Origin of the sequence: Halococcus morrhuae DSM 1307 (assembly GCF_000336695.1) — an archaeon.
Lineage (GTDB): Archaea > Halobacteriota > Halobacteria > Halobacteriales > Halococcaceae > Halococcus > Halococcus morrhuae.
The window spans coordinates 1-21,561 of the sequence record NZ_AOMC01000106.1 but is presented as its reverse complement, the minus strand read 5'-3'; the positions used below and the strand labels follow the sequence as shown (position 1 = coordinate 21,561).

General features: G+C 60.7%; 18 protein-coding genes and 3 pseudogenes. 11 read left to right on the top strand and 10 right to left on the bottom strand.

Annotated elements, in window-relative coordinates:
• From C448_RS15530 to katG, 5 genes and pseudogenes are all read right to left on the bottom strand, one after another.
• Positions 1–339 carry a hypothetical protein gene (locus C448_RS15530; protein WP_193363121.1) on the bottom strand — a complete coding sequence of 113 codons (339 nt, stop codon included), beginning with the start codon at positions 337–339 and terminating at the stop codon, positions 1–3.
• Positions 336–1,235: pseudogene (locus C448_RS08040) on the bottom strand (RNA-guided endonuclease InsQ/TnpB family protein); the annotation flags it as partial. The pseudogene C448_RS08040 and the gene C448_RS15530, both read right to left, overlap by 4 nt.
• Before the next feature lie 92 nt (positions 1,236–1,327).
• A pseudogene (locus C448_RS08035) lies at positions 1,328–2,367 on the bottom strand (IS1595 family transposase); the annotation flags it as partial.
• 59 nt (positions 2,368–2,426) lie between these two features.
• A pseudogene (locus C448_RS08030) lies at positions 2,427–2,783 on the bottom strand (hypothetical protein); the annotation flags it as partial.
• Positions 2,784–3,237: 454 nt separating this feature from the next.
• Positions 3,238–5,388 carry a catalase/peroxidase HPI gene (gene katG, locus C448_RS08025; protein WP_004053679.1) on the bottom strand — a complete coding sequence of 717 codons (2,151 nt, stop codon included), beginning with the start codon at positions 5,386–5,388 and terminating at the stop codon, positions 3,238–3,240.
• Positions 5,389–5,662: 274 nt separating this feature from the next.
• Here katG and C448_RS08020 point away from each other — a divergent pair, with 274 nt between their 5' ends.
• The 4 genes from C448_RS08020 (at position 5,663) to C448_RS08005 (ending at position 9,836) form a co-directional block, all read left to right on the top strand.
• Positions 5,663–6,151, top strand: coding sequence for a hypothetical protein (locus C448_RS08020; protein WP_004053677.1), 489 nt, complete (start codon positions 5,663–5,665; stop codon positions 6,149–6,151).
• Positions 6,148–7,704, top strand: a complete 1,557-nt coding sequence (locus C448_RS08015; RefSeq protein WP_004053674.1) for a sodium:solute symporter family transporter — start codon at positions 6,148–6,150, stop codon at positions 7,702–7,704. The genes C448_RS08020 and C448_RS08015 overlap by 4 nt, the downstream gene beginning before the upstream one ends.
• A 156-nt stretch (positions 7,705–7,860) precedes the next feature.
• On the top strand, positions 7,861–8,142 hold the full coding sequence (locus tag C448_RS16770; protein ID WP_239640549.1) for a hypothetical protein: 282 nt from the start codon (positions 7,861–7,863) through the stop codon (positions 8,140–8,142).
• 44 nt (positions 8,143–8,186) lie between these two features.
• Positions 8,187–9,836, top strand: coding sequence for an AMP-binding protein (locus C448_RS08005; RefSeq protein WP_004053671.1), 1,650 nt, complete (start codon positions 8,187–8,189; stop codon positions 9,834–9,836).
• 218 nt (positions 9,837–10,054) lie between these two features.
• Here the strand turns inward: C448_RS08005 and C448_RS08000 are convergent, their stop codons facing one another.
• Positions 10,055–11,122, bottom strand: a complete 1,068-nt coding sequence (locus C448_RS08000) for a thiamine ABC transporter substrate-binding protein (protein ID WP_080503178.1) — start codon at positions 11,120–11,122, stop codon at positions 10,055–10,057.
• Positions 11,119–11,433 (bottom strand): thiamine-binding protein, encoded by a 315-nt coding sequence (locus C448_RS07995; RefSeq protein ID WP_004053669.1) that lies wholly within the window; start codon positions 11,431–11,433, stop codon positions 11,119–11,121. Before C448_RS07995 ends, C448_RS08000 begins: the two co-directional genes overlap by 4 nt.
• 111 nt (positions 11,434–11,544) lie before the next feature.
• Here C448_RS07995 and C448_RS07990 point away from each other — a divergent pair, with 111 nt between their 5' ends.
• The 5 genes from C448_RS07990 (at position 11,545) to C448_RS07970 (ending at position 17,531) form a co-directional block, all read left to right on the top strand.
• Complete coding sequence (locus C448_RS07990) at positions 11,545–12,954, top strand: FAD-binding oxidoreductase (RefSeq protein ID WP_004053668.1); 1,410 nt, start codon at positions 11,545–11,547, stop codon at positions 12,952–12,954.
• 109 nt (positions 12,955–13,063) lie between these two features.
• On the top strand, positions 13,064–14,116 hold the full coding sequence (locus C448_RS07985) for an NADP-dependent oxidoreductase (RefSeq protein WP_004053666.1): 1,053 nt from the start codon (positions 13,064–13,066) through the stop codon (positions 14,114–14,116).
• A gap of 179 nt (positions 14,117–14,295) precedes the next feature.
• Positions 14,296–16,071 carry an SLC13 family permease gene (locus tag C448_RS07980; RefSeq protein ID WP_049916182.1) on the top strand — a complete coding sequence of 592 codons (1,776 nt, stop codon included), beginning with the start codon at positions 14,296–14,298 and terminating at the stop codon, positions 16,069–16,071.
• An 81-nt stretch (positions 16,072–16,152) separates the two neighbouring features.
• Complete coding sequence (gene yciH, locus C448_RS07975) at positions 16,153–16,464, top strand: translation initiation factor (RefSeq protein WP_004053661.1); 312 nt, start codon at positions 16,153–16,155, stop codon at positions 16,462–16,464.
• A gap of 137 nt (positions 16,465–16,601) precedes the next feature.
• Positions 16,602–17,531 (top strand): carbohydrate kinase family protein, encoded by a 930-nt coding sequence (locus tag C448_RS07970; protein WP_049916185.1) that lies wholly within the window; start codon positions 16,602–16,604, stop codon positions 17,529–17,531.
• Here C448_RS07970 and C448_RS07965 read toward each other — a convergent pair.
• On the bottom strand, positions 17,528–18,322 hold the full coding sequence (locus tag C448_RS07965) for a BtpA/SgcQ family protein (RefSeq protein ID WP_004053658.1): 795 nt from the start codon (positions 18,320–18,322) through the stop codon (positions 17,528–17,530). The genes C448_RS07970 and C448_RS07965 overlap by 4 nt on opposite strands.
• Before the next feature lie 190 nt (positions 18,323–18,512).
• On the opposite strand from C448_RS07965, the gene C448_RS07960 reads away from it, so the two are divergent.
• Complete coding sequence (locus C448_RS07960) at positions 18,513–19,280, top strand: CDP-alcohol phosphatidyltransferase family protein (RefSeq protein ID WP_049916181.1); 768 nt, start codon at positions 18,513–18,515, stop codon at positions 19,278–19,280.
• Positions 19,281–19,301: 21 nt separating this feature from the next.
• On the opposite strand, the gene C448_RS07955 is transcribed toward C448_RS07960, so the two are convergent.
• A complete protein-coding gene (locus C448_RS07955) occupies positions 19,302–19,856 on the bottom strand; it encodes a hypothetical protein (RefSeq protein WP_049916180.1) in 555 nt (184 codons plus the stop codon).
• 242 nt (positions 19,857–20,098) lie between these two features.
• Between C448_RS07955 and C448_RS07950 the strand changes: the two genes are divergently transcribed.
• Positions 20,099–20,461 carry a DUF7475 family protein gene (locus C448_RS07950; protein WP_049916179.1) on the top strand — a complete coding sequence of 121 codons (363 nt, stop codon included), beginning with the start codon at positions 20,099–20,101 and terminating at the stop codon, positions 20,459–20,461.
• Positions 20,462–20,546: 85 nt separating this feature from the next.
• Here the strand turns inward: C448_RS07950 and C448_RS07945 are convergent, their stop codons facing one another.
• On the bottom strand, positions 20,547–21,401 hold the full coding sequence (locus C448_RS07945; RefSeq protein ID WP_004053651.1) for a methyltransferase domain-containing protein: 855 nt from the start codon (positions 21,399–21,401) through the stop codon (positions 20,547–20,549).
• Between the last annotated feature and the right edge of the window lie 160 nt (positions 21,402–21,561).

The window sequence follows — 21,561 nt, the reverse complement described above, 5'->3', positions numbered from 1 at the left end:
TTACGGAGGTGGGGTCGCCGACTCACCCAGAGAGTTCTCAAGACTCGCGACGAGCCGTGATTCCAGAATGGAGTTGATCGGGAGCAACAGAAGCCACGAGAGGATGGCCATCGATGGATCAACCATCGCGATGATCATCGACAGGACGAACACGATCGGCGACGCGAGGAATCGTGCCGCCTGAATTCCAACAGTCAACGAAGTGAGTCCCTCTTCGATGAGTTCCTTCCGAGAGGCGTATCCCCACAGCAGTGTAAATGACCCCTCCCTACTTCGCTCGGCCCATACGGACCTCGCTTCGTTGAGGGAGGGGCTTTGATGTGGACTCCCGGCACTCACTCGGCGGCAACGTGCTGCCGAGAGGTGCCGTTCAGCGTCCCACCATTTATACGCACATCTACTGGTGCGTCTCCGTTCGGCGACTTGGGCGACGAACGGAGTCTGTGTCGTCGTTTGCGAGCGTACCGTAGCCCGATGTTCTTCGCTGCATTGTAGTCGGCGTTCACCGTGTAGCCACAGTTCTGGCAACAGAACTCGGTGCCGTTGCGGTTGTCCTCGTGGGTAAACCCACAACCGAGGCGCGAACACCGCTGGCTGGTGTGATTCGGTGGGACCCGCTTCGCTTCGACACCGTGCTCCGGTGCCTTGTACGAGACGTACTCGTAGAGGCGTCGAAACGCCCAGATGTGGTGCCACTCCGCGAACGGTAGCCGGTCGCGGATGTCATCGAGTTTCTCGAACACGATCACGTCGCACCCGGTTTCTGTGGCTTCGGTCACGATCTCGTTGGCGACCGTGTGGACGTACTGCTTGCGCCATGCCCGCTCTCGCTTACCGAGGCGTCGGAGCGCGTTGTGGCCATGCTGGGTTTCGCGCTGTTGCATCTTTGCGCGGCGTTTCTCGAACTCCCGTACCCAGTGGTCATAGTCATCACCCTGCCAGAACGTTCCTGTGGAGGCGACGGCGAGACTGTTGACACCGAGGTCGATACCGAGGACTGTTTGGTGCTCGGTATCCGTCGAAGCCTCGGAGTCTGCTTCGTCAACCCCGTCGTACTTCCGCGTCGAAAGGTGGAGGTAGAACCCGTCGGTCACATCGTCGTATTGGAGGGTCGCCATGCGAAACTCGTAGTCGTCGTCCACGATGTACCGTTCGTAGGGTGTCGGACTGTCTGCCGGAAAGACGAACTCACACTCAGCGCGCCCGTTCACCGTCGAGAGCGACACTTCGCTTCGCGCTCTTGCCGAATCTAGTGAAACACGTTGAGGGCGAAGCAGTCAACGAGGCCGTGTAGCGGTGCTCCGACGAGGTTCAACGTCCGTACGANGTGAAACACGTTGAGGGCGAAGCAGTCAACGAGGCCGTGTAGCGGTGCTCCGACGAGGTTCAACGTCCGTACGAACCCGTAGGTTCGGACGGACTGTTCCAATCCTGGTTTGGAGAGACCACGGAACTTCTCCAGCCACGGCTGGATCAACGACCAGAGGCATTCGACTTGATTTGTGTGGACGCCTTCGTCTGAGACGTACTTATCGTCGTGAACAACGGTTCGATGCTCGTGGTTCATCTGCTGATACGCGGGAAGTTCGTCGGTCCAGATCTCTCCCAGCGGCTGGGAGAGATCGCCTGCTTCCTCGATCACTGGCCCGAGATTCTCGTCGTATTTTGATCCTTCTTCGGCTGAGATCACCCGAAGCACGTCGCGGCTCGCCGCGACGAGCGTGAGTTTGTCGCCCGGTGCTCCCTCCCAGCGTGATCGGCCCGGTTCCCCAGAACCGCCGCGGGAGAGACCATCCCGCGGCGGCGATTGACCTTTGTAGCCCGAACACTTCGAGCCGGTTTCATCGATCTGTGTTGGTCCCTCAACGGTGTGCCGGATGCGCTCCCAGACGAGGGGAAAGCCGCGTTCGAACGCGGCTTCCCCATCACGGAGTTGCGCATGGATTGTGTCGTAGCAGGAATCGAATAGCTGGGCGATCTGGTTGATGCTGAGCAAGGTATCAGCGTAGAGAATGAAGATGAGAAGGAGTTCACCGGGTGTAAGACCGGTGTTTGCGAACGGCGTGTTTCGGGTGTATGTGAAGCTATAGCGGCAGTTACGACACCAGACTCGGGGACTGCTGTCCCNGTGTTTCGGGTGTATGTGAAGCTATAGCGGCAGTTACGACACCAGACTCGGGGACTGCTGTCCCGAGTCTGGAGAGCTGTTTCTCCACACTTGGGACAGGGAGCCTGCTCCCACGCACGCTTGCAGCGCCGCTCGACGATGGCGTCGAGCGGATCGGGGCGGAACACTATTGCTTGGCGCTCAACAACTTCCTGGAGCATCCCGCCGAAAGCTGTCTGTTGGTGCACATCCACTAGCATACGGCGGGATGCTGTAGTTCCTCCGCGACTGTTTCACCAGACTCGGCAAGAGCGTCGCTTCGAGAGAACGTCGCGGAGCGTTTGTCGTACACGACGCTCCACGAGTCGAACTGTGGTTGATTCGTGCGGCGGCCCTTCTTCCAACGGTCCACGCCGGATTTGACGGCTTCGACGGCGCGGCGAATCGCCTTCTGGACGAGGTTCGCCGTCAGATCGGTGTCGGCCTTGAGGTCATCGTAGAGCGCGCGTTCGGCCTTCGCCTTCGACGTAACGCACTCGTCGTAGTGGCGGTCGCTCCAACAGAACTCACTCGCACGATTTGCACATCGAAGGAACTGCTCCTTGGTGGTGTGGAGGTCGTCGCGCCGCTCGTCGAGAACATCGAGCTTGACGATCCCAGTTCGACGGACCTCCATTGACACACATTACACGACAACGGTACTTATATCCACGGGTGGGGAGTTCGGTGGGTTTCATTGTACTGTCTCCCGGTTTGTCGGTATCCGATGACCGAACGCTTGGTGTACGTGCTCAGCTATACGAACGCGCTCCTCCCTGCCCTACCGTTCGCTTCGCTCGCGGTTGAGGACGGGGCCTCCGCGCTACCGCACAGGTGATCGCGATGGCGATGACTCCGTCACTGAGCGCGAGCAAACGGTCGGTCTCGGTGGGTTCGTGACTGTACGATGACGACATGCACTAGATCGACGACTCGGTGAACAAGTGACCATCGTCATTCCATCGGAACGATCGGGAGTTCGCGACTGCGTCGGCCGGATCGCGGTGGATGTTCGGCACCGATTCGGTCGTCTCGGGGAGTCTTCCTTAAAAAAAACAGTAACCGACGGGGAAACCCGATCGGGAGGGTGCCTACTCGAGATCGAAGCGGTCGAGCTGCATCACGTGGCTCCAGGCGTCCACGAAGTCCTCGACGAACTGCTCTTCGTCGTCGTCGGCGAAGTAGGCGTCCGCGGTGGCGCGGAGGCGAGCGTTCGAGCCGAAGATCAGGTCGAGACGGGTGGCCTCCCACTCGACCTCGCCGGTGTCACGGTCGCGGACCTCGAAGAGTTCGTTGTCTTCGTCGACCGGCTCCCACTCGTAGTCCATGTCGAGCAGGTTCACGAAGAAGTCGTTGCTGAGCGTGCCCGGCTGATCCGTGAAGACGCCGCGACCGGTGTCCTGGTAGGTCACGCCGAGTGCACGCATCCCGCCGACGAGCACCGTCATCTCCGGAACGGACAGGTTCAGTAGCTCTGCCGTGTCGACCATCCGCTCTTCGGGGGAGTCGTAGAGGTCGTCGTACTCGCCGCCGAGGTAGTTCCGGAACGCGTCGGCCCTCGGTTCGAGCACCTCGAAGGACTCGACGTCGGTCTGGGCCTGGGTCGCGTCCGTGCGACCGGGCTCGAACGGCACGTCGACGTCGTAGCCGGCATCCGACGCGGCTTCCTCGATGGCCGCATTTCCGCCGAGAACGATGAGGTCGGCCAGCGAGACGCGCACCTCGTCGGAGCGGGAGTCGTTGAACTCCGTCTGGACGGATTCGAGGGTTTCGAGCACCGACTCCAGCTCATCAGGCTCGTTGACCTCCCAGCTCCGCTGGGGTTCGAGACGGAGGTGTGCGCCGTTCGCACCGCCGCGCTTGTCGCTGTCGCGGTACGTCGACGCTGACGCCCATGCGGTTTTGACCAGCTGGGAGCGTGAGAGATCCGTGGCGAGGAGTGTCTCTTTGAGTTCGCCGATCTCCTCGTCGCCGACGAGTTCGTGGTCGACGTCCGGAACGGGATCCTGCCAGATGAGCGTTTCGTCAGGGACTTCCGGACCGAGGAATCGCGTGGGCGGACCCATGTCGCGGTGGAGCAGTTTGTACCATGCCCGCGAGAACGACTCCTGGAACTCCTCGGGGTTGTCTTGGAAGCGCTCGAGGATCTCCCGGAAGTCGTCGTCGTGTTTCAGAGCGACGTCCGTCGTCAGCATCATCGGCTCTTCTGTCTCCGACTGGTCCTGTCCACCAGGTGCGTCAGCGATGTCGTCGCCGACCGGCCGCCACTGCCAGGCACCGCCGGGCCCCTTGACGGAGGTCCAATCGTAGTCCAACAAGTTGTCGAGATAATCCATGTTCCATACAGTCGGCGTACCGTTCCAAGGACCTTCGATGCCGCTGCTGATCATCCCGGCCTTGTCGAAGTCGTGACTCCAGCCGAGGCCCTGCTCCTCGATCGGTGCTGCCTCGGGTTCGGGGCCCTGGTGCTCGTCAGGGTCGTCCGCGCCGTGGACCTTCCCGAAGGTGTGGCCGCCAGCGATGAGCGCGACGGTTTCCTCGTCGTTCATCGCCATCTTGTGGAACTCTTCGCGAATGTTCTTCGCAGATCCATCGACGTCCGGTTCGCCGTACGGTCCCTCTGGGTCCACGTAGATGAGACCCATCACGGTGTTCCCGAGCGGGTTTTTGAGATTGCCGACCTCGCCGTCCTCGAAGCGCTCGGGTGAGGTTTCCCCCCACTCCGTTTCGGGACCCCACTCGACTGCCTCGTTGGAGATGAATGCGTCCTTACGGCCACCAGCGAAGCCGAACGTCTCGAAACCCATCGATTCGAGGGCGACGTTCCCCGCGAGCAAGATGAGATCACCCCACGAGAGCTTCTTGCCGTGTTTCTTTTTGACCGGCTGGAGCAGGCGGCGGGCCTTGTCGAGGCTCACGTTGTCCGGCCAGCTGCTCTCCGGCGGAAGGCGCTGACGGCCACCGGCCCCACCGGCACGGCCGTCGGCAGTTCGGTACGTCCCGGCGCTGTGCCACGCCATGCGGAGGAAAAACGGCCCGTAATGACCGTAGTCGGCCGGCCACCAGTCCTGTGAGTCCGTCATCACGTCTTCGATGTCCGACTTTACTTCCTCGAAGTCGAGCTTCTCGAACTCCTCGGCGTAGTCAAAGTCCTCACCATACGGATTGGTATCCGCAGAGTTATCATCGAGGATGTCCAGCCGGAGTTGATCCGGCCACCACTCGTCGTTTGACCATGGCATGTCTATCCGAAGGGTCGTATCGGCGTTAAGCCTGTTGACTTCGATCTGTAACCGTGCATTATTTTTCCTGTCATAGACAGGAGTTGGAACGACAATTTGTACGACGAAAACGGGAGAAGAAACGGTCTGCCACCGCACAGTCCGATGATCATATGACTTGGAATATCGATTGTATTTGATTTTCGTGGTGATTGTAAGCATGAAATGTGGTTATCGCGGGACATAAATATTTTGGGAGAATGTTTATGATGTTCCGAGATGCGCACATAGAACGATGAGGAACAAGATTGTTTCCGTAGTTGGCATCCTCGCAACCGCTGCACTGGTCGTAGCCGCACTCGGATTCTATCGAGTATTTTCCTATCTTGCCGCAGCGCTCATCATCGGGGTCCTTCCGATTGCAGCCATCGAGCGTGGTAGCCAAGAGTTCGATCTCGCACCATACACCGGAATCGTAGCCGGTCTCGCAGTGCTCTTTGCTATCGGACTCACCGGGATCTGGGTGCTGTGGAACCCCGATGTGACGAACTACTCCTATATCCTCGGGATCCCACAATCGACGTTCATCTATATATTTTTCATATGGTTTCTGCCACTTCTCGCTCCGGTGTACTACGCGATGTCCGTTTTCGGCGACACAGCCAACGATGAGCTGGTCTCTGAAGTGATGGACGACGCACGACAAGCACAGCGCGATACTGATCTCCCACTTGCGCCGTCGGGCTCGTCGGGTGTCGAATCCGATGGGGGGTCCGAGCGATGATTCCTCTACAGGCGATTCCGATCGCCGACGACCCGTTCGTTCTCGCGTTCGGCGGGCTATATCTCCTGATCGTGCTCGGGATCGGCGTTTGGGGCTACCTCAATACGGAGAGCACGAGCGATTTCCTCATTACGGGGAAATCCGTCGGGACGTGGGTGCTTGCGCTCACTGCCTTCTCCGTGATCCAGTCAGGTTTCGGCTTCGTTGGTGGGCCCGAACTTGTCTACTCCTTCGGAATGACGGGAATGTGGATCTTCTTTACTGCACCGCTTGGCTTTCTGATCGCGTGGGTCCTACTTGCACGTCGGATGCGGATCCTGGCGGACATCAGGAACGTTCTCACCCTCGCCGATGGGATGTACGTTCGCTACGAGAGTGCATGGGTTCGCGGACTCACCGCGCTTGCTGTAGTGGTCGGCGTGATCGCCTATCTCGCAACGAACCTCGCTGCACTCCAGTTCGTGATGCGTGCGATATTCGGGATTCCCGTCGTCTGGGGACTGTTTGGCGGTGCGGCGATTCTTCTTGCCTACAGCGCACTCGGTGGCATGATCGCAGGTGTCTGGACCGATTTCGTCCAGTCAGTTACAATGATCACCGGTGCCGTCTTCGTGTTTTTCTTCGCGCTGGAATTCGGCGGTGGCATGGGGACCATCATGCAAAATCTCGCGAGTGTCGATCCGGGACTCATTTCGCCATTCGGTGCAATGGGTGTGCCCGCTGCGAGTGTGTTCACCGCACTAGCATGGTGGATTTTGTTCTCGATCGGATCGGCTGGCCAGCCACACTTGATTACGAAATTCTACATGAGCCGTGACCTCAAGATCCTTCGGTGGGGTGCGCCGATCGCGGCCATTTCGTATGCGATTTCGAGCATGATTGCCTTCTCGGCGGGACTTTCGATGCGTGCAGCAGTCGAAGGCGGTACGATCCCAGAACTCCAGAGTGCCTCGATCGCCGCTCCAGTATTCGTGTTAAATCAGACACCGGGCGTGATCGCCGGGTTGGTGCTCGCGGCGCTGCTTGCGGCGATCATGTCGACGAGCGATTCGTTCCTCAATATCGGTGCTGCAGCGATTTCACGCGACATTCCCCGTGCATTCGGTCGATCGATCGACGACGAGATGACCGAGCTTCGGGTGACCCAGGCTGCGCTTGCAGGTCTGACAGTTCTGTCGACACTGGTCGTGTTCTATTCGGATGCCCTCGTCGGGATTCTCGGGACCATCGGCTGGGGGTTCTTCGCGGCGGCCTTCTTCCCGCTCGCGGCGTTTGGACTGAACTGGAAGGGTGCGACCAAGGAGGGTGCGATCGCCGGTATCGTGGGCGGTCTCGTCGTGAACCTGTTTTACAGTGCGGTGCCGCGGATCGCCGACGCAGCGGGGGCAGGTGGCGTGAGTGAGACAGTGCTTTCGTTGTATCCGTTTACCGAAGGATTCCCTGTGGGGACGATCGCACTGCTCGTCTCGATCGCGCTCACCATCGGTGTCTCGATTGCCACACAGCGTGGTCGTACCGTTCCGGCCGATCTCGTCACTCTCTTGGAGCGATAGGCAGTGGCCACAAACGAAAATGCGATCGGCCGGTTTACCGGATGGTACCGTCAGACGCCGGTTTCGCTCGAGTTTTGGGAGGGTGTTCTCACTGATGAACGTCTGATCTGGTGCTTCGTCGGGGAATCGTTCAAATCGCTGCTGTTGCGCGCCGATATGGGAACGTATGGCCGGGAAGAGATCGACGAACTCCCGCCGGATGCCATTGCAGAGTTCGACGACCGGAACGCGGTCGTTCCTGTCGGGAGCCTCCGAACGATACGCCTCAGACCCGGGTCGTGGTTTCGACGGTCGTCACTTACCGTGGAGTGGAACGATGGAAAGTTCTCGCTCGAAAGCACCAACGGAAGCGATCCACAGGAAAAGCTTGTGAGCACTCTTAGCGCTCGTGACGGATTCGAACACGTCGATGTCTTCGTCGATCGGTCGCTCTTCTAACGGCGACCAAGAGTATTTGTGAAGTCGTTTCGAACTCGTGTGGTATGGCATGGACTGTGTCACTCGATGGCGGGACCTACGAGGAAGCTCGGGCATCGTTTGCCTGGGATCTCCCTGACGATTACAATCTCGCACACGACCTTCTCCGGAAACACGACCAGTCCAGTGATCGGATAGCGCTGTATCAAGCCTATCCCGACGGTCGTCGTGAGACCTACACGTTCGAGGAGCTCGATCGATACTCGAGTCAGTTGGCGAATGCACTCGAGAAGCGAGGGATCGAACGCGGGGATCGTGTCGGCGTCGTCGTCCCGCAGAAACCGTCGAACCCGATCACCCACCTCGCATGTTGGAAGATAGGCGCAGTGTCGCTACCGCTCTCAGTGTTGTTCGGTGACGAGTCCCTCCGGCATCGGCTCGACGACAGTGGCGCGAAAGCCGTGGTGGCCGATACAACCGTCGTTGAAACCGTCGTGAGTGCAGCCACCAATTGTCCCGCGCTCGAAACCATCGTCGAAGTCACCGATGACGATCTCGCAAGCGAGGCGACTACGTCATTTTCAGCGTTGGTTGAGGGTGAGTCGGAGGAATACGAAATCGCAGAGACGACAGCTGAAACGCCGGCCATCATAATGTATACGAGCGGTTCGACCGGCCCGCCAAAGGGAGCACTCCACGGTCATGGGGTATGGGTCGGTCATTGTCCCGCCTTCTCGATGTACTTCGAGCGACGGGTTCACGAAGGAGTGTACTGGACGCCCGCTGATTGGGCATGGATCGGCGCGCTCGGCGACCTGCTGTTTCCAGCATGGCATTACGGGCGACCCGTTGTGGGCTATCCGATGGGGAAGTTCGATCCCGAGACCGCGTTTTCGCTGATGGAGGAATTCGAAGTGACGAACGCGTTCGTTCCACCGACCGCGATCCGGATGCTGATGGGCATCGAGGATCCGAGAGTGAAATACGACCTCTCGCTTCGTGCAGTGTGTTCGGGTGGTGAGCCACTCACACCCGAGATCCTCGACTGGGCCGACGAGGAACTTTCCGGTGTCGTGGTAAACGAACTCTACGGTCAGACGGAAGCCAACCTCCTCGTCACGAACTGCCAAGAGTGGTTTTCAGCTCATCCGGGGAGCATGGGGAAAGCAGTGCCGGGACACGACGTAGCCGTAATCGATCCCGAAACCGGTGAGGAACGGCCGGCAGGTGAAACCGGGGAGATAGCAGTCCGACATGGAGACGATCCAGTGATCTTTCAGGAGTACTGGAATCAGCCCGAGAAAACCGCTAACGCGACGATCGGTGAGTGGCATCTGACCGGTGATCTCGGGACGGTCGACGAATCGGGATACGTCTGGTTCAAATCCCGTGACGACGACCTGATCCTTACTAGCGGATATCGTGTGGGGCCCGGTGAAGTCGAACGCACAGTCCTCGAGCACGCCGGTGTCGAACAGGTCGGAGTTATCGGAATCGCCGACGAAACCAGAGGTGAGATAATCAAGGCGTTCGTCCAGCCGATTTCTGGATCGGGATCCAGCGAACTCAAAGAAGAGATCCGTGATCTCGTGCGTGACCAACTGGCGAAGTACGAGTATCCCCGCGAGATCGAATTCGTCGAGCAACTTCCACAGACGACGACCGGCAAGATTCAGCGTCGAAAACTCCGCGAACACGAACAGGGCTCCGAATAACCGATTTTCGAAAGCAAGTGACATCGAAATTTGAATCGTTTTTGCTCGTCTATAGGATTTTATTGTTATTGTATGCTGTCATAATATAAACTTCTGAGATGCTGGTTCGAAAGGGGCACCTGATGCCTCGTTTGCGTTGCGTAGTTGTGGAAGATCCTTGTATCGACCAACGCACCCTACCGAAGTGATCCTGAAACAAGGTCGGTTGGAGAACAGCCTTACTTCGACGCGACCTGCCGAGCCCACTTCGATCGCCACCGATCTGCATGCTTGCGAAGTTCGTCTACACTGTACTGAATGACGGTCTCGGGCTTTTTCACGTGTGGTTGATACTTTTTCGGCAGCGACGCGTCCTCGACGGCCGGGAAACCAACGTTCAGAACCGCCGTTCGGCGCTGTACCTTCGATTCAATCAGGAACTGTGCAAACGTATCGACCAGATCACCGCGATCGGTATCGGCAAACTTTCCAACACCACTGATGTAGGCGTAGCCTGTATCGTTCGGGAATCCGATACGATGTTTGGCAAGCGGTTTCCCCTCGTTCGTCGCGTAGATCTGATCGGTTGAGTATGACACAACCATTGGAGCCTCACCGCTCTCGTAGGCACTGTACGCGCTGTTCCAGGATTTGAGGGCGCGCACGTTGTTCTTCATCAGTTGCTCCCAGTAGTCGAGATAATCGTCGCGCCCTTTTGCATGGATCGTCCAGAGAAGAAAATCGAGGCCTGTGACCGTTGTTTGCGGGTTCGCCATCAACAAGCCGTCGGAATATTCCGGGTCAAGCAACGCATCGAACGAGGCAGGTTCGGATACCTTCCGATCGTTGTAGACGATGCAGACGTGTGACGCTCCGGTGGGAACGATTCGTCGCTGCGGATCGAACCAGTACTCATCGACAACCGATCCCGTATCGATCGTATCCAACGGGGAGAACAGATCGATGTCGTTGGTCAGGACGCGATCTGCACGAACGAGATCAGAGGGTGTGACGCCGACGTAGGCGTCGGCATCCAGCGGTGCGTCTTCCTTGCGTCGTTGGATGAAATCGTTCATCCCCTGCTCTTTGATTACCCACTCGATCGTCGTTCCATGACGTTTTTCGAACTGCTTTTTGACCCATTCACCAGCACTGGTGCTGACAGCGTTGACGTAGGCTTCACGCGCTCCGACGCGAAGGGTATCAGGACTCGATCCGGCCGACGAAACACAACCTGCGAGTACGCCGAGGGTACCTGCGCTCGCCCCAGCGAGATAGCCACGGCGCGTAACAGTCCCCTGTTTCATTGCGACCGCGCTTCGCCATCGAGATGCTCTTCGACGCGATCGACTTTCTCTTCGACGGCGAGTGATTCCTCGCGATAGTGGTCGATTTTGAGCGTGGTGGCGACACGGCGAGCATCGACGGCCTCGGTCGCGACCTGTGCGGCGTTGAATACCGCATCGAGACCATTCGCCTCGAGCGTCGTCTCCATCGGATGGGTTTCATAGCGTACGTCGCAGTCCTCAAGCGCCTCGATAGCAGCGGCAACTTCCGCATCGAAATCGACATCCGAGTCATCAACCGGTGAGATCGAGAGACTGGCGGTAACTGTCATCACCCGGACTACCAACCACCGTGTGATATATCTCACGAATCGGTCATGGGGGAACGGTTTGCTATGTCGCCGAAAGAGAGACGATTTACCAACCGGGGATGGACTCTGGTCATGGACGATCGGACAGCGGCTGCCCGGGCAGCCGACGCTGCAGGCGACGATATCGATGAACTGGCGAGCGCGTTGCGTGGAGAGCTCGTACGACCCGCTGCAGACGACTACGACGATGCTCGTCGCGTGTGGAACGGGATGGTGAACCGGTATCCAGCCGCCATCGCCTACTGTAAATCGGTGAGTGACGTTCGAAGTGCCGTCCGAACAGCCAATGAGGCAGCCCTGCCGGCGAGTGTCCGCAGCGGCGGTCATCACGTTGCCGGGTCCTGTATCGCGGCGGCCGGTCTCGTGATCGACTGCTCGCGGATGGGGTGGGTGCGAGTGGATCCGCGGGATCGAACGGCGACCGTCGGACCGGGAACGACGTGGGGCGAGTTCGATCGCGAGACGACGGAGTTCGGACTCGCAACCTCGGGCGGCGTCGTGTCGGATACAGGCGTTGCCGGGCTCACGTTGGGCGGCGGGACGGGCTATCTCTCGCGAAAACACGGTCTTGCAGCGGACAACTTGCTCGGCGCGGACGTCGTGACCGCCGATGGTGAGCTCGTTCATGCAAGTGCCACCGAAAACACCGATCTGTTCTGGGCGCTTCGCGGTGGTGATGGCGGATTCGGAGTCGTCACGGCCTTCGAGTTCGAGCTCCATCCAATACCCGACGAACTGGCCGTGTGTAGCGTCTGGTATCCTGCCGAGCGTGCCGAGGAGCTCCTTTCGGAGTTCGCCGCGTACCAGACCGATGCACCGGACGAGAGCTTGCTGTCGCCGTACTTCGGACAGATACCGGATGACCCGGCGTGTCCCGATCATGGTGGCGAGGTCGGTCTCTGTTTCTCCGGCACGTACGTCGGGGATCCCGACGTCGGTGAGCGAGAATTCGAACGGTTCCGGCAGGGCGAGGATGCCCTCATCGATGAGAGCACGCGCACGAGCTACACGGAGCTGCAGTCCGACTCCGACTCGGGCTTTCCACACGGCCGCCGCTACTACTGGAAATCGGTCTATGTCGATGAGTTGACCACGGAGATCCGAACGAGTCTGCGCCGTCGTGCTGCAAGCGCGCCAAACGAGGAGTTCAGTATCATCGTATGGCCGATGGGCGGTGCGGTGAATCGTGTTGAGGCAGGGGAAACCGCGTTCCGTCGTCGCGACACCGCGTTCGTCTGCAGCATCGAGGCGAATTGGGACGACCCGAGGACCAACCACGAGAACGTCGAGTGGGTACGCGAAACGGCCGAGACACTCCGGGACGCCGGCGCTGGCGGGCCGATCCCCAATTTCGAAGGCGAGACCGACGCCGCGACGACAAACGATCTCTACGGCGAGCATTACGAACACCTCCACGATATCAAGGAGACGGTCGATCCCGAGGGTCGCTTCGTCGGCGGACGGTTCGACGAGACCGGGTAGTGTAGATGCGTGACAGAGGCTGATCGACGGGTGACGATTGCGGTGGCATCATCGATCGCGCCCGGCCGGATACTTATCTATGTGTGAAATAGACAATCAAAGAGTCAACATGACCGAAGAGACGAACCGTGTTTTCGAGATCGTGGAGTATCCGGAAGGGGAGACACCGGATCGAGAGTGTTTCGAATTGCAAGAAGAGCCCGTTCCCGAACTGACTGACGACGACCAGGTGTTGGTGCGGACGCTCTACCTACGGATGGATCCCGGCTCGCGTAGCAAAATGGTGCCGCCAGAAGACACGCCGTACGAGGACAGTTGGGCAGGGGACGAATCCGTCGGTTCCGGTGGCATCGGCGAGGTCAGAGAGACGACCCATGCCGACTTTTCGGTCGGCGATATCGTCGTGGGACGACTCAGATGGGCCGACTACGACGTCCTGACGGACGACGATCTGGAGGAGGTGGATCTCGACTCCGCCCCGATTCGCGCGAAACTGCACGTACTGGGCCATACCGGCCGGGTGGCATACGTAGGCATGACCGAAATCGCCGATCTCCAGGAGGGCGAAACAGTTGTCGTGTCCTCCGCTGCCGGATCGGTCGGCTCGATCGCCTCGCAGATCGCGACGATATACGACTGCCGCGTGATCGGGATCGCGGGCACGGACGACAAGATCGACTACCTCGTGAACGAACTCGGTATCGACGAGGGAATCAACTACAAAACGACGGACGATATCCAGGGCGATCTGGCGGAGATCTGTCCCGATAGTGTCGATGTCTACTACGACAACGTCGGCGGCGAGATCAGCGATGCGGTGATGAACGAGATGAACACTCACGGCCGGATCGTCCAGTGTGGTCGGATCGCCTTGATCAACGCCGAGGGCGGCGATCGACCGACCGGCCCCCGACACGAAGGGCTGTACATCAAAAAGCGGCTGCGGAGGGAGGGGTTCGTCGTCGACGATCACGAGGAGCTGTATCCGGAGGCGGAATCGATGCTCGAAGAGTGGTATACGAACGATCAGCTACAGCATCGAGAAACCATCGTCGAAGGGCTGGAGAACACGCCCGATGCGTTCATCGGACTGTTCGAGGGCGACGGCATCGGGAAAACCCTCGTCGAGGTATCTAAACCACCGGGCGAGCGGAACGACTAGGTCTATCTCAAAACATATCGCGGTCAGTTGGCTTCCGATAGCCGGTACGTTTTAGAGATGCCCATGCAAACAACCCTCATTGTGTATTAGCTGTCATGCCTGTATCCCCGATCGGGACCGTCGTCATGCGACCATCTGTACTGGCACAATCGACGACCGTTCCACCCGTGACGACCGGTATGCTGGTCGTTTTCGCCGTCGTGTTCGCAGCGTTCGTGCTGTTCATCACGGGCTACGTCCGGCCTGACGTCACCGCATTGCTCGTGCTGGTCGCACTCGTCGTCCTCAACCCGTGGACGAACGTCTCACCGGCACAAGCGCTCGCGGGCTTTTCGAACGAAGCGACGATCACCGTGCTCGCAATGTTGATCCTGAGCGATGGCGTCCGTCGAACCGGCGTGATCCGCCGCCTCGCGGCGTGGGTGAGCGACCGCGTCGGCACCAGCGAATCGAAACAGCGCGGCGCGATCGTTGCCATCGCCGGCTCGTCGGCGGGCTTTGTCAACGACACGCCCGTGGTCGCGCTGCTCGTGCCGCTCGTGACCGATCTGGCCCGTCGGGGCAACACCTCGCCGTCGAAACTCCTGATTCCGCTGTCGTACGCCGCGATGATGGGCGGGACGCTCACGCTCATCGGGACCTCGACCAACCTGCTTGCGAGCGGCCTCGCGGAGAACCTCCTCGGCCAGTCGCTCACGATGTTTCAGTTCACACCAGTCGGACTCGTCGTGTTGGTTACGGGCGCGCTCTATCTCTATTTCGTCGCCCCGCGATTGCTCCCCGAACGTATCGACCCCGACGAGAACGCGGCCGAGGCCAACCGAATCGAGGGGCTCATCACCGAAGTCGACGTCGACGACGCCTCACCGCTCGTCGACCGGACGCCCACCGATGCGTTCGATGACGTTGAGGGCGATGTCGAGGTTCTTGGGATCGTCCGGAATCGACAGTCCCAGACCCCGGAGATGATCGAGCGAATACAAGCCGGCGACGCGCTCATCATCCGTGCCGACAGCGACACGGTGGCCGCGGTGGACGACCGATTTGGCCTCCTCTCGGGGAAGAGCGCCGACGAAATCGACGAAGTAGACGCTGACGATGACCAATCGGTCGTCGAGGTGGTCGTTCCGTCGGGATCGGCGTTCGCCGGGGAGACGCCGACGAGCGCGCGGTTGGCCCAGCGCTACGATACGGCGTTGCTCGCGGTTCGACGCGGCAACAGCGTGATTCGAAAACGGCTGCGCGACGTCGAACTCGCCGTCGGCGACGTGCTGGTGCTCAGAACACCGGAAGAGAACGTCGAACGGCTGTCGAACAGCCGTGAGCTCGTGTTCGTCTCGGAAGGTGGTGAGGAGTCCTATCGTGAGGAGAAGATCCCTGTCGCACTCGGGATTCTCGTCGGTGTCGTCGGGCTTGCGGGGCTCGGGCTCCTCGCGATCGAGATCGCCGCGCTCGCGGGCGTCGTGGCGATGGTGCTCACCGGCGTGCTCAGACCGAGCGAACTCTACGAGGGCGTCGAGTGGGACGTCATCTTCCTGCTGGCCGGCGTCATCCCGTTGGGGATCGCGATGTCGAACACGGGCGCGGCGAACTTCATCGGCGCGCTCGTCGCACAGAGTGCGGACTTCCTCCCCGTCATCGTCGTGTTGGGGCTGTTCTACGTCCTGACGGTCATCCTGACGAACATCATCAGCAACAATGCGAGCGTCGCGCTCATGGTTCCTGTGGGAATCAGCGCCGCACGCTCTATCGGCGCGAACCCGCTCGCGTTCGTGCTCATCGTGATGTTCGCGGGGAGTGCAGCCTTCCTGAGCCCGGTGGGCTATCAGACCAACCTGTTCGTCTACGGTCCGGGTGGCTACGAGTTCACGGATTACGCGCGTGTCGGTGCGCCTCTACAAGTCATCCTCACGGTCGTCACGACGCTCGGTGTCGCGCTCTATTTCGGAGTGTAGTTTCGGACTGTCTATATCACCAGATAAGTGATGATATCTATCGGCAGCAGTGTTTTATACGACAAGTCCCTACCTGTTGGTGTGTCAGGAAACGATTTCAGTTCGGTCACGGGCCTGCCCGAAGAGCTCAACATCGAGGACGATCTCGAACGCTCACAGCAGCAGGTCTCGATTCGCGTCGACGAGCGGCGCTACGGCAAGGCCATGACCATCGTTGACGGTCTCGACCTCGCGGACGACGACGTTTCGGAGCTCGCGTCCGAACTGAAGAGCCAGCTCGCCACTGGCGGGACGGTCGACGAGGGGCGCATCGAACTGCAGGGCGACCACAGCGATCGGCTGCCCGAACTGCTCGCAGACCGCGGGTTCACCGTCGAAGCCGACGCTCGCTAGATCGACTCGTCGTACTGTGTTCTCAAAGACAGGCAGCTGTGGCTGTGTTCACCGGCCGTTTCATCCAGGCTGATCACCTCTCCCTCCTCGAAGCTCGGAGCCACACGTTCAAGCGGGCGCGGTTGCGAGTGAGCGTGATGGCTTCGCTGGACGTCGTCACGGTCGGCAGTGCCCTCATCGATCACGTTTACACGCTGTCGAATCTGCCGGAACCCGATGGTGGGGCGTTCGTCCACGACCACACGACGACCGTCGGTGGCGTTGCGGCGAACGTCGGTACCGGGCTCGTTGCACTCGATCACGACGTCGGCATCATCACTCGTCTCGGTGAGAACGCCACCGAGGAGGTCGAGACGACGTTACGAACGCGCGGTCTCGATGTCACACGGGTGCGTTCCGGGGCGGAAGAATCATCCTACACGCTCATCTTGCGAGGGCCCGGCGGGGAGCGGATGGTCGTTGCCGGCGGGCAGAGCGTGCCACGACTCCGGCTCGACGACACCGATCGGGAGTATCTCGCCGACGCGGACGTCGTCTTCGCCAGTGCGTACGCCCCCGATACGGCCGTCGCCGAGCTCGTGGCGGCTCGTGAACGAGGGGAGATCGAACGGCTCGTCTTCGATCTCGCCGGCCCGCTTTCGGAGCTCGAAGGGCGCGGCACGACGCCGGCAACGATCGACCGAGTGCTCTCGGTCGCCGATCTGTTCGTGGTCGGCGAGGTGGCTGCGCGCTCGTATTTCGGTGGGGCGGTTGCGGATGCCGTCAGCGCTCTCGAACACCGCGCCGTCCCACGTGCAGCCGTCACGCGTGGCGACGAGGGGGCGGTGCTCATCACTGACGAGCGGGCGATCGACGTTCCGGCGCTGTCGGTGCCGATCGAGGACACGACGGGTGCGGGCGATGCGTTCACCGCGGGGCTCGTCCACGCCTGGCTGCTCGGTGAAGCCCCACCGGCGGATGCGGGACGGTTCGCCGCGGGCGTCGCCGCCCTCAACTGTACTGCCGAGGGTGCCTGTGGCCGTCTTCCCGACGAGGCCAGCGTCCGTGCGTTTCTCGCCGACGACTAGGGGACGGACGCGACGAGGCGTTCGACCGCCGCTTCGTCGACGGGGGCGGTCGTCTCACCGTTGCGTTTCAGCGCCGTTCCGACGATCGCGCCGTCGGCGACCGAAAGGAGGCCGGGTGCCGTTTCGGCCGTGACACCGCTTCCGAGCAGGACCGGTACATCGAACCCGTGGTCGTCACGGCACGCCACCACGCGATCGAGCACAGTCGTATCGACGGCCGCGCCGGTGCCGGTCCCGCTCACGACGACGCCGTCGGCACCGCCGCGTTCGACGAGATCGCCGAAGGTCTCTTCGAGCGTCCGTTCGGCCAGCGGTGCGGAGTGTTTCACGTCGATGTCGGCGAGAACGGCCACGTTCGCATCGAGTCGGTCGCGAAGCCGCAGCGTCTCGTGGGCCATCCCCTCGACGATACCCTGATCGGTGAGCCGAGCACCGGTGTGAACGTTCACGCGGACGAACGCACCACCCGTCGCGGCGGCGATACCGAGCGCACTCTGCACGTCGTTTCGGAGGATGTTCACGCCGAAGGGGATCGACATCTGGTCGCTGAGCGTCTCGGTGAGAGCGGCGATATCGGCGACGACGTGTCGGGGTACGCGGTCGGGATAGAACGGCGTGTCGCCGAAGTTCTCGAGCATGATGCCATCGACGCCGCCCGCTTCGAGCGCGTGAGCGTCCTGAGAAAGCCGGTCGCGGATCGCGTTTCGATCCCCGTCGTATCCGGGTGCTCCAGGCAGAGGTGGCAGATGAACCATACCGATGATCGGTGTTTCGGTACTGAAGACGTCCATATACCCCATGATCGCCCCGGTTTCTTAACGCTAGAGGTGTTCTCGTTTCGGGCCGGAGTTGGCTCGTGAATCAGGGGGCTGAAATCCTCGAAGACCGCGTTCGGCCCGCCCACCGCCGATCGATTTTGCCACCCTGATAGATGTTGTCGAACCACTGAAGGCGATGGGGAAAGGAGGTAACTCAACCATCATGAGCGAGGGGTATGATCCCGTAGCATGGGAACGACTCCGTCGTCAGTGGGGCCTCACCGTACTCACCGCAGTCAGTGTCGCGATCGTGGGATACATGTTCCTCAGCGATTGGTGGACGAGGCGACACGGGATCCAGTGGACGGTGACGGCAGGCGTCGTGTTGACGTACGAACTGTGGCTTCTGTGGCGCTATCTCGATCAGAACCGTTGTGAATCGGCCGGACTGTTGCTCGATTCGCTCGGCATCGCGACCGCTGCGACGCTCGCGAGGGGTCTGCTAACCGCGGCCGTCGCCGGGTTCATCGTGCTTCCCGAACCGACGGGTCAAACCGCGTGGCTCCCGGCAGTGCTGTACGTCGTCGCGGTCGCTCTCGATCGGGTCGATGGCCGACTGGCACGGCAGTACGGTGACACGACCATGCTGGGGGCAAAGCTCGATCTGGAGTTCGATGGACTCAGTCTGCTCGTGGCCGGACTGCTCGGCATCGTCTACGGCACACTCCCGCTATGGTATCTGGCGGTCGGACTGGCACGGCCCGCGTTCGTCATCGGCAGATCGCTCCATCGTCGACGAGGGGGAGCCGTCGGGTCGATCCCGCCCAGCACCGTTCGACGGCCGTTGACCGGCGTACAGATGTTCGTCTGCAGCGTCGCCCTCGTGCCGATCGTTCCGTCGACGGTATCGATAGCACTCGCAACGGTCGCCATGATCCCGTTCGTGTGCGTGTTCGTTCGGGATTTCCATTCGGTCGTACAGGGAGCGTGAGTCCGATCGATGCGCTCGAACTCACTCGGAGGCCGAGGCGATGTATTCCGGAACCCGCCGACGAACGACGGCGTACACCGCTCCAACGACTACTGCCGCGATCGCGACGAGCACGATCCAGCCGTCGTACACCCATAGCACCGGCAGCGCGAACGCGAGCGTGAGGCCGAGATCTTCGGGTGCCCCGTCGTAACGAACCCAGTATCGCGCACGAAACCATCGTCCACAGGCATGACAGTAGACCGCCAACGGGTTCGTTCGCTCCCACGGCCGGAGCTCCTCGCCCGCGCCGGCGATATCGACAACCGCGTGGAGAGCAAAGGCGACGGCTCCGACCGCCAGACAGACCGTGATCAGCGACGGCACGATCCATGCAACGACCGACGCGACAAGCGCCGGCAGCCATCCCAACACCGGAAAATGGAGCGTTCGACGGTGATTGCCGACGAACAGATCGAGATCGGGAACGATGCTGCCGACGAGACCGCCGACCACGGGGGCCAACCCGAACGGGGCGACACTACTCATCACGGCGGCGATCGAGAGTCCGATCGTGACGTGTGTCGGTGCCATCATGATTCGTGGGTTCGTCGCTGTCGGGACCGTACTTGTGGAAACGACTGTCCGATCTTCGTCCGCAATCGGCCGGCAAAAGCCGTTTGCTTCAGCTGGCAGTCCCTGTGGCTATCACGCCATGCGACCGGATCGACATCGGGGATCGCGATTCGGTTGCTCTCTCGTGGCTCGAAAGGCCGGAAGTCATCACTGTCGTGAATATTGGCCTACAAATATAAGTGGTGATGCGGAGTATTTCCTCCATGGCAACAGCTGCACAAAGCAATCGGATCGACACCGCGTCCGTGGGGACGCTGCACTGGGTAGGGATCGCTCTCGCTGCCATCTCCGGTGTGATTCATCTGTTCCTGGGAGTCTCGTTCATCACGACACCCCTCGGATGGAGCTTCCTCATCGCCGGTGTCGGATTTCTCGGTGGCGTGGCCGCTATGCTGACGAACACCCGCCGACGGCTGGTCGTCCTCCTCGGGATTCCCTTCACGGCCGGCCAGATCGTCATCTGGTATCTGGTGAACGCGCCCGAGTTCTCGGCGCTCGGTATCGGTGACAAGGTCGTTCAGGCCCTGCTCATTGTGGTTTTGATCGGACTGTATCGCCGCGGATAGCGAGCGGTACTGTCTCGCGTTCGGTACTGAACGGAAACGACAGTACGAGGACGGAAAGAGCGGAGCATTCGGTGTGGCACGGCAGTCACGGTGTTGCTGGGCGATAGAGCAGGTCGTACTGATGGGCCACGTACGTCAGTTCGTCGTCAGAGAGCTGTCGCCGACGCGTCGTGAGCCATTCCTCGAGCCCATCGACGTGCTCGTCGGCGTCCGAGAGCAGTTCGTCGATGAATCCGAGAATGCAAGCCACGAAATATCGCTCATCGGCCGGATAGCCCGACCCACGGGGACGAACGATCCAGTCCGACGACGCCATCGCGAGGAGGTCGCCGGACCGCTCGCGAAGCAGATCGGCGAGATGCCGGCCGGCGGTGACGTCGCGTCCCGGGAGACGGTCGATAGCACGGTGATAGGCACGCTCGATGGCATCGTCTCTGGGATGGTCGGGCTGGAAGACGGTCCCGCCATCGAACGTGATCGGGAGATAGGCGACGCCATCGGGGCCGAGCACCGATTCAAGCGTGGCAACGAGCGCCGCGAGCGGGACGAGATCCGCGAACGCCTGCGCGACGAACAGATCCGCACTGTTCTCGTCGAAGGCGGTGAGGGCGTCAGCCGTTTCAAACATGACTGAGAGGTCGTCGACCTGGAATCCACGATCGACGTCGACGATGTCGTGACCGGCGTGACGAAGCGCGGCCGGTCGGACATGCCGGGCGAAGGCAATGGCCCCCTGGTCTCGATCGACACCGCGGTACGACCCCGAATCGACACCCCACGCATGGAGTCGGGGAACCGTAGCACCGGTTCCACAGCCGGCCTCACGGATCCGCGGCTCGGCCGGAAGGTGAGCCAGCAGTCGATCGCGCACCCGCGGCGCAAGCGCACGATCGTCGATCGATCGTTTCGACTCCAGATACCGGGTTGCGGCGTGGTTCATAGCAAGCTCCATTCAGCGCGGATACCACGCCCTTCAGGGCGTGGAGGAGCGCGTAGTCTTCCGCAACCGCTCGTTTCAGCGCCACGGCTGTCCCAGAACCCAAGCGTTAAGCCGCTCAGGCCCCTTGTTTCGGGCGATGCGGGCTGTGCCCGTATCGGCC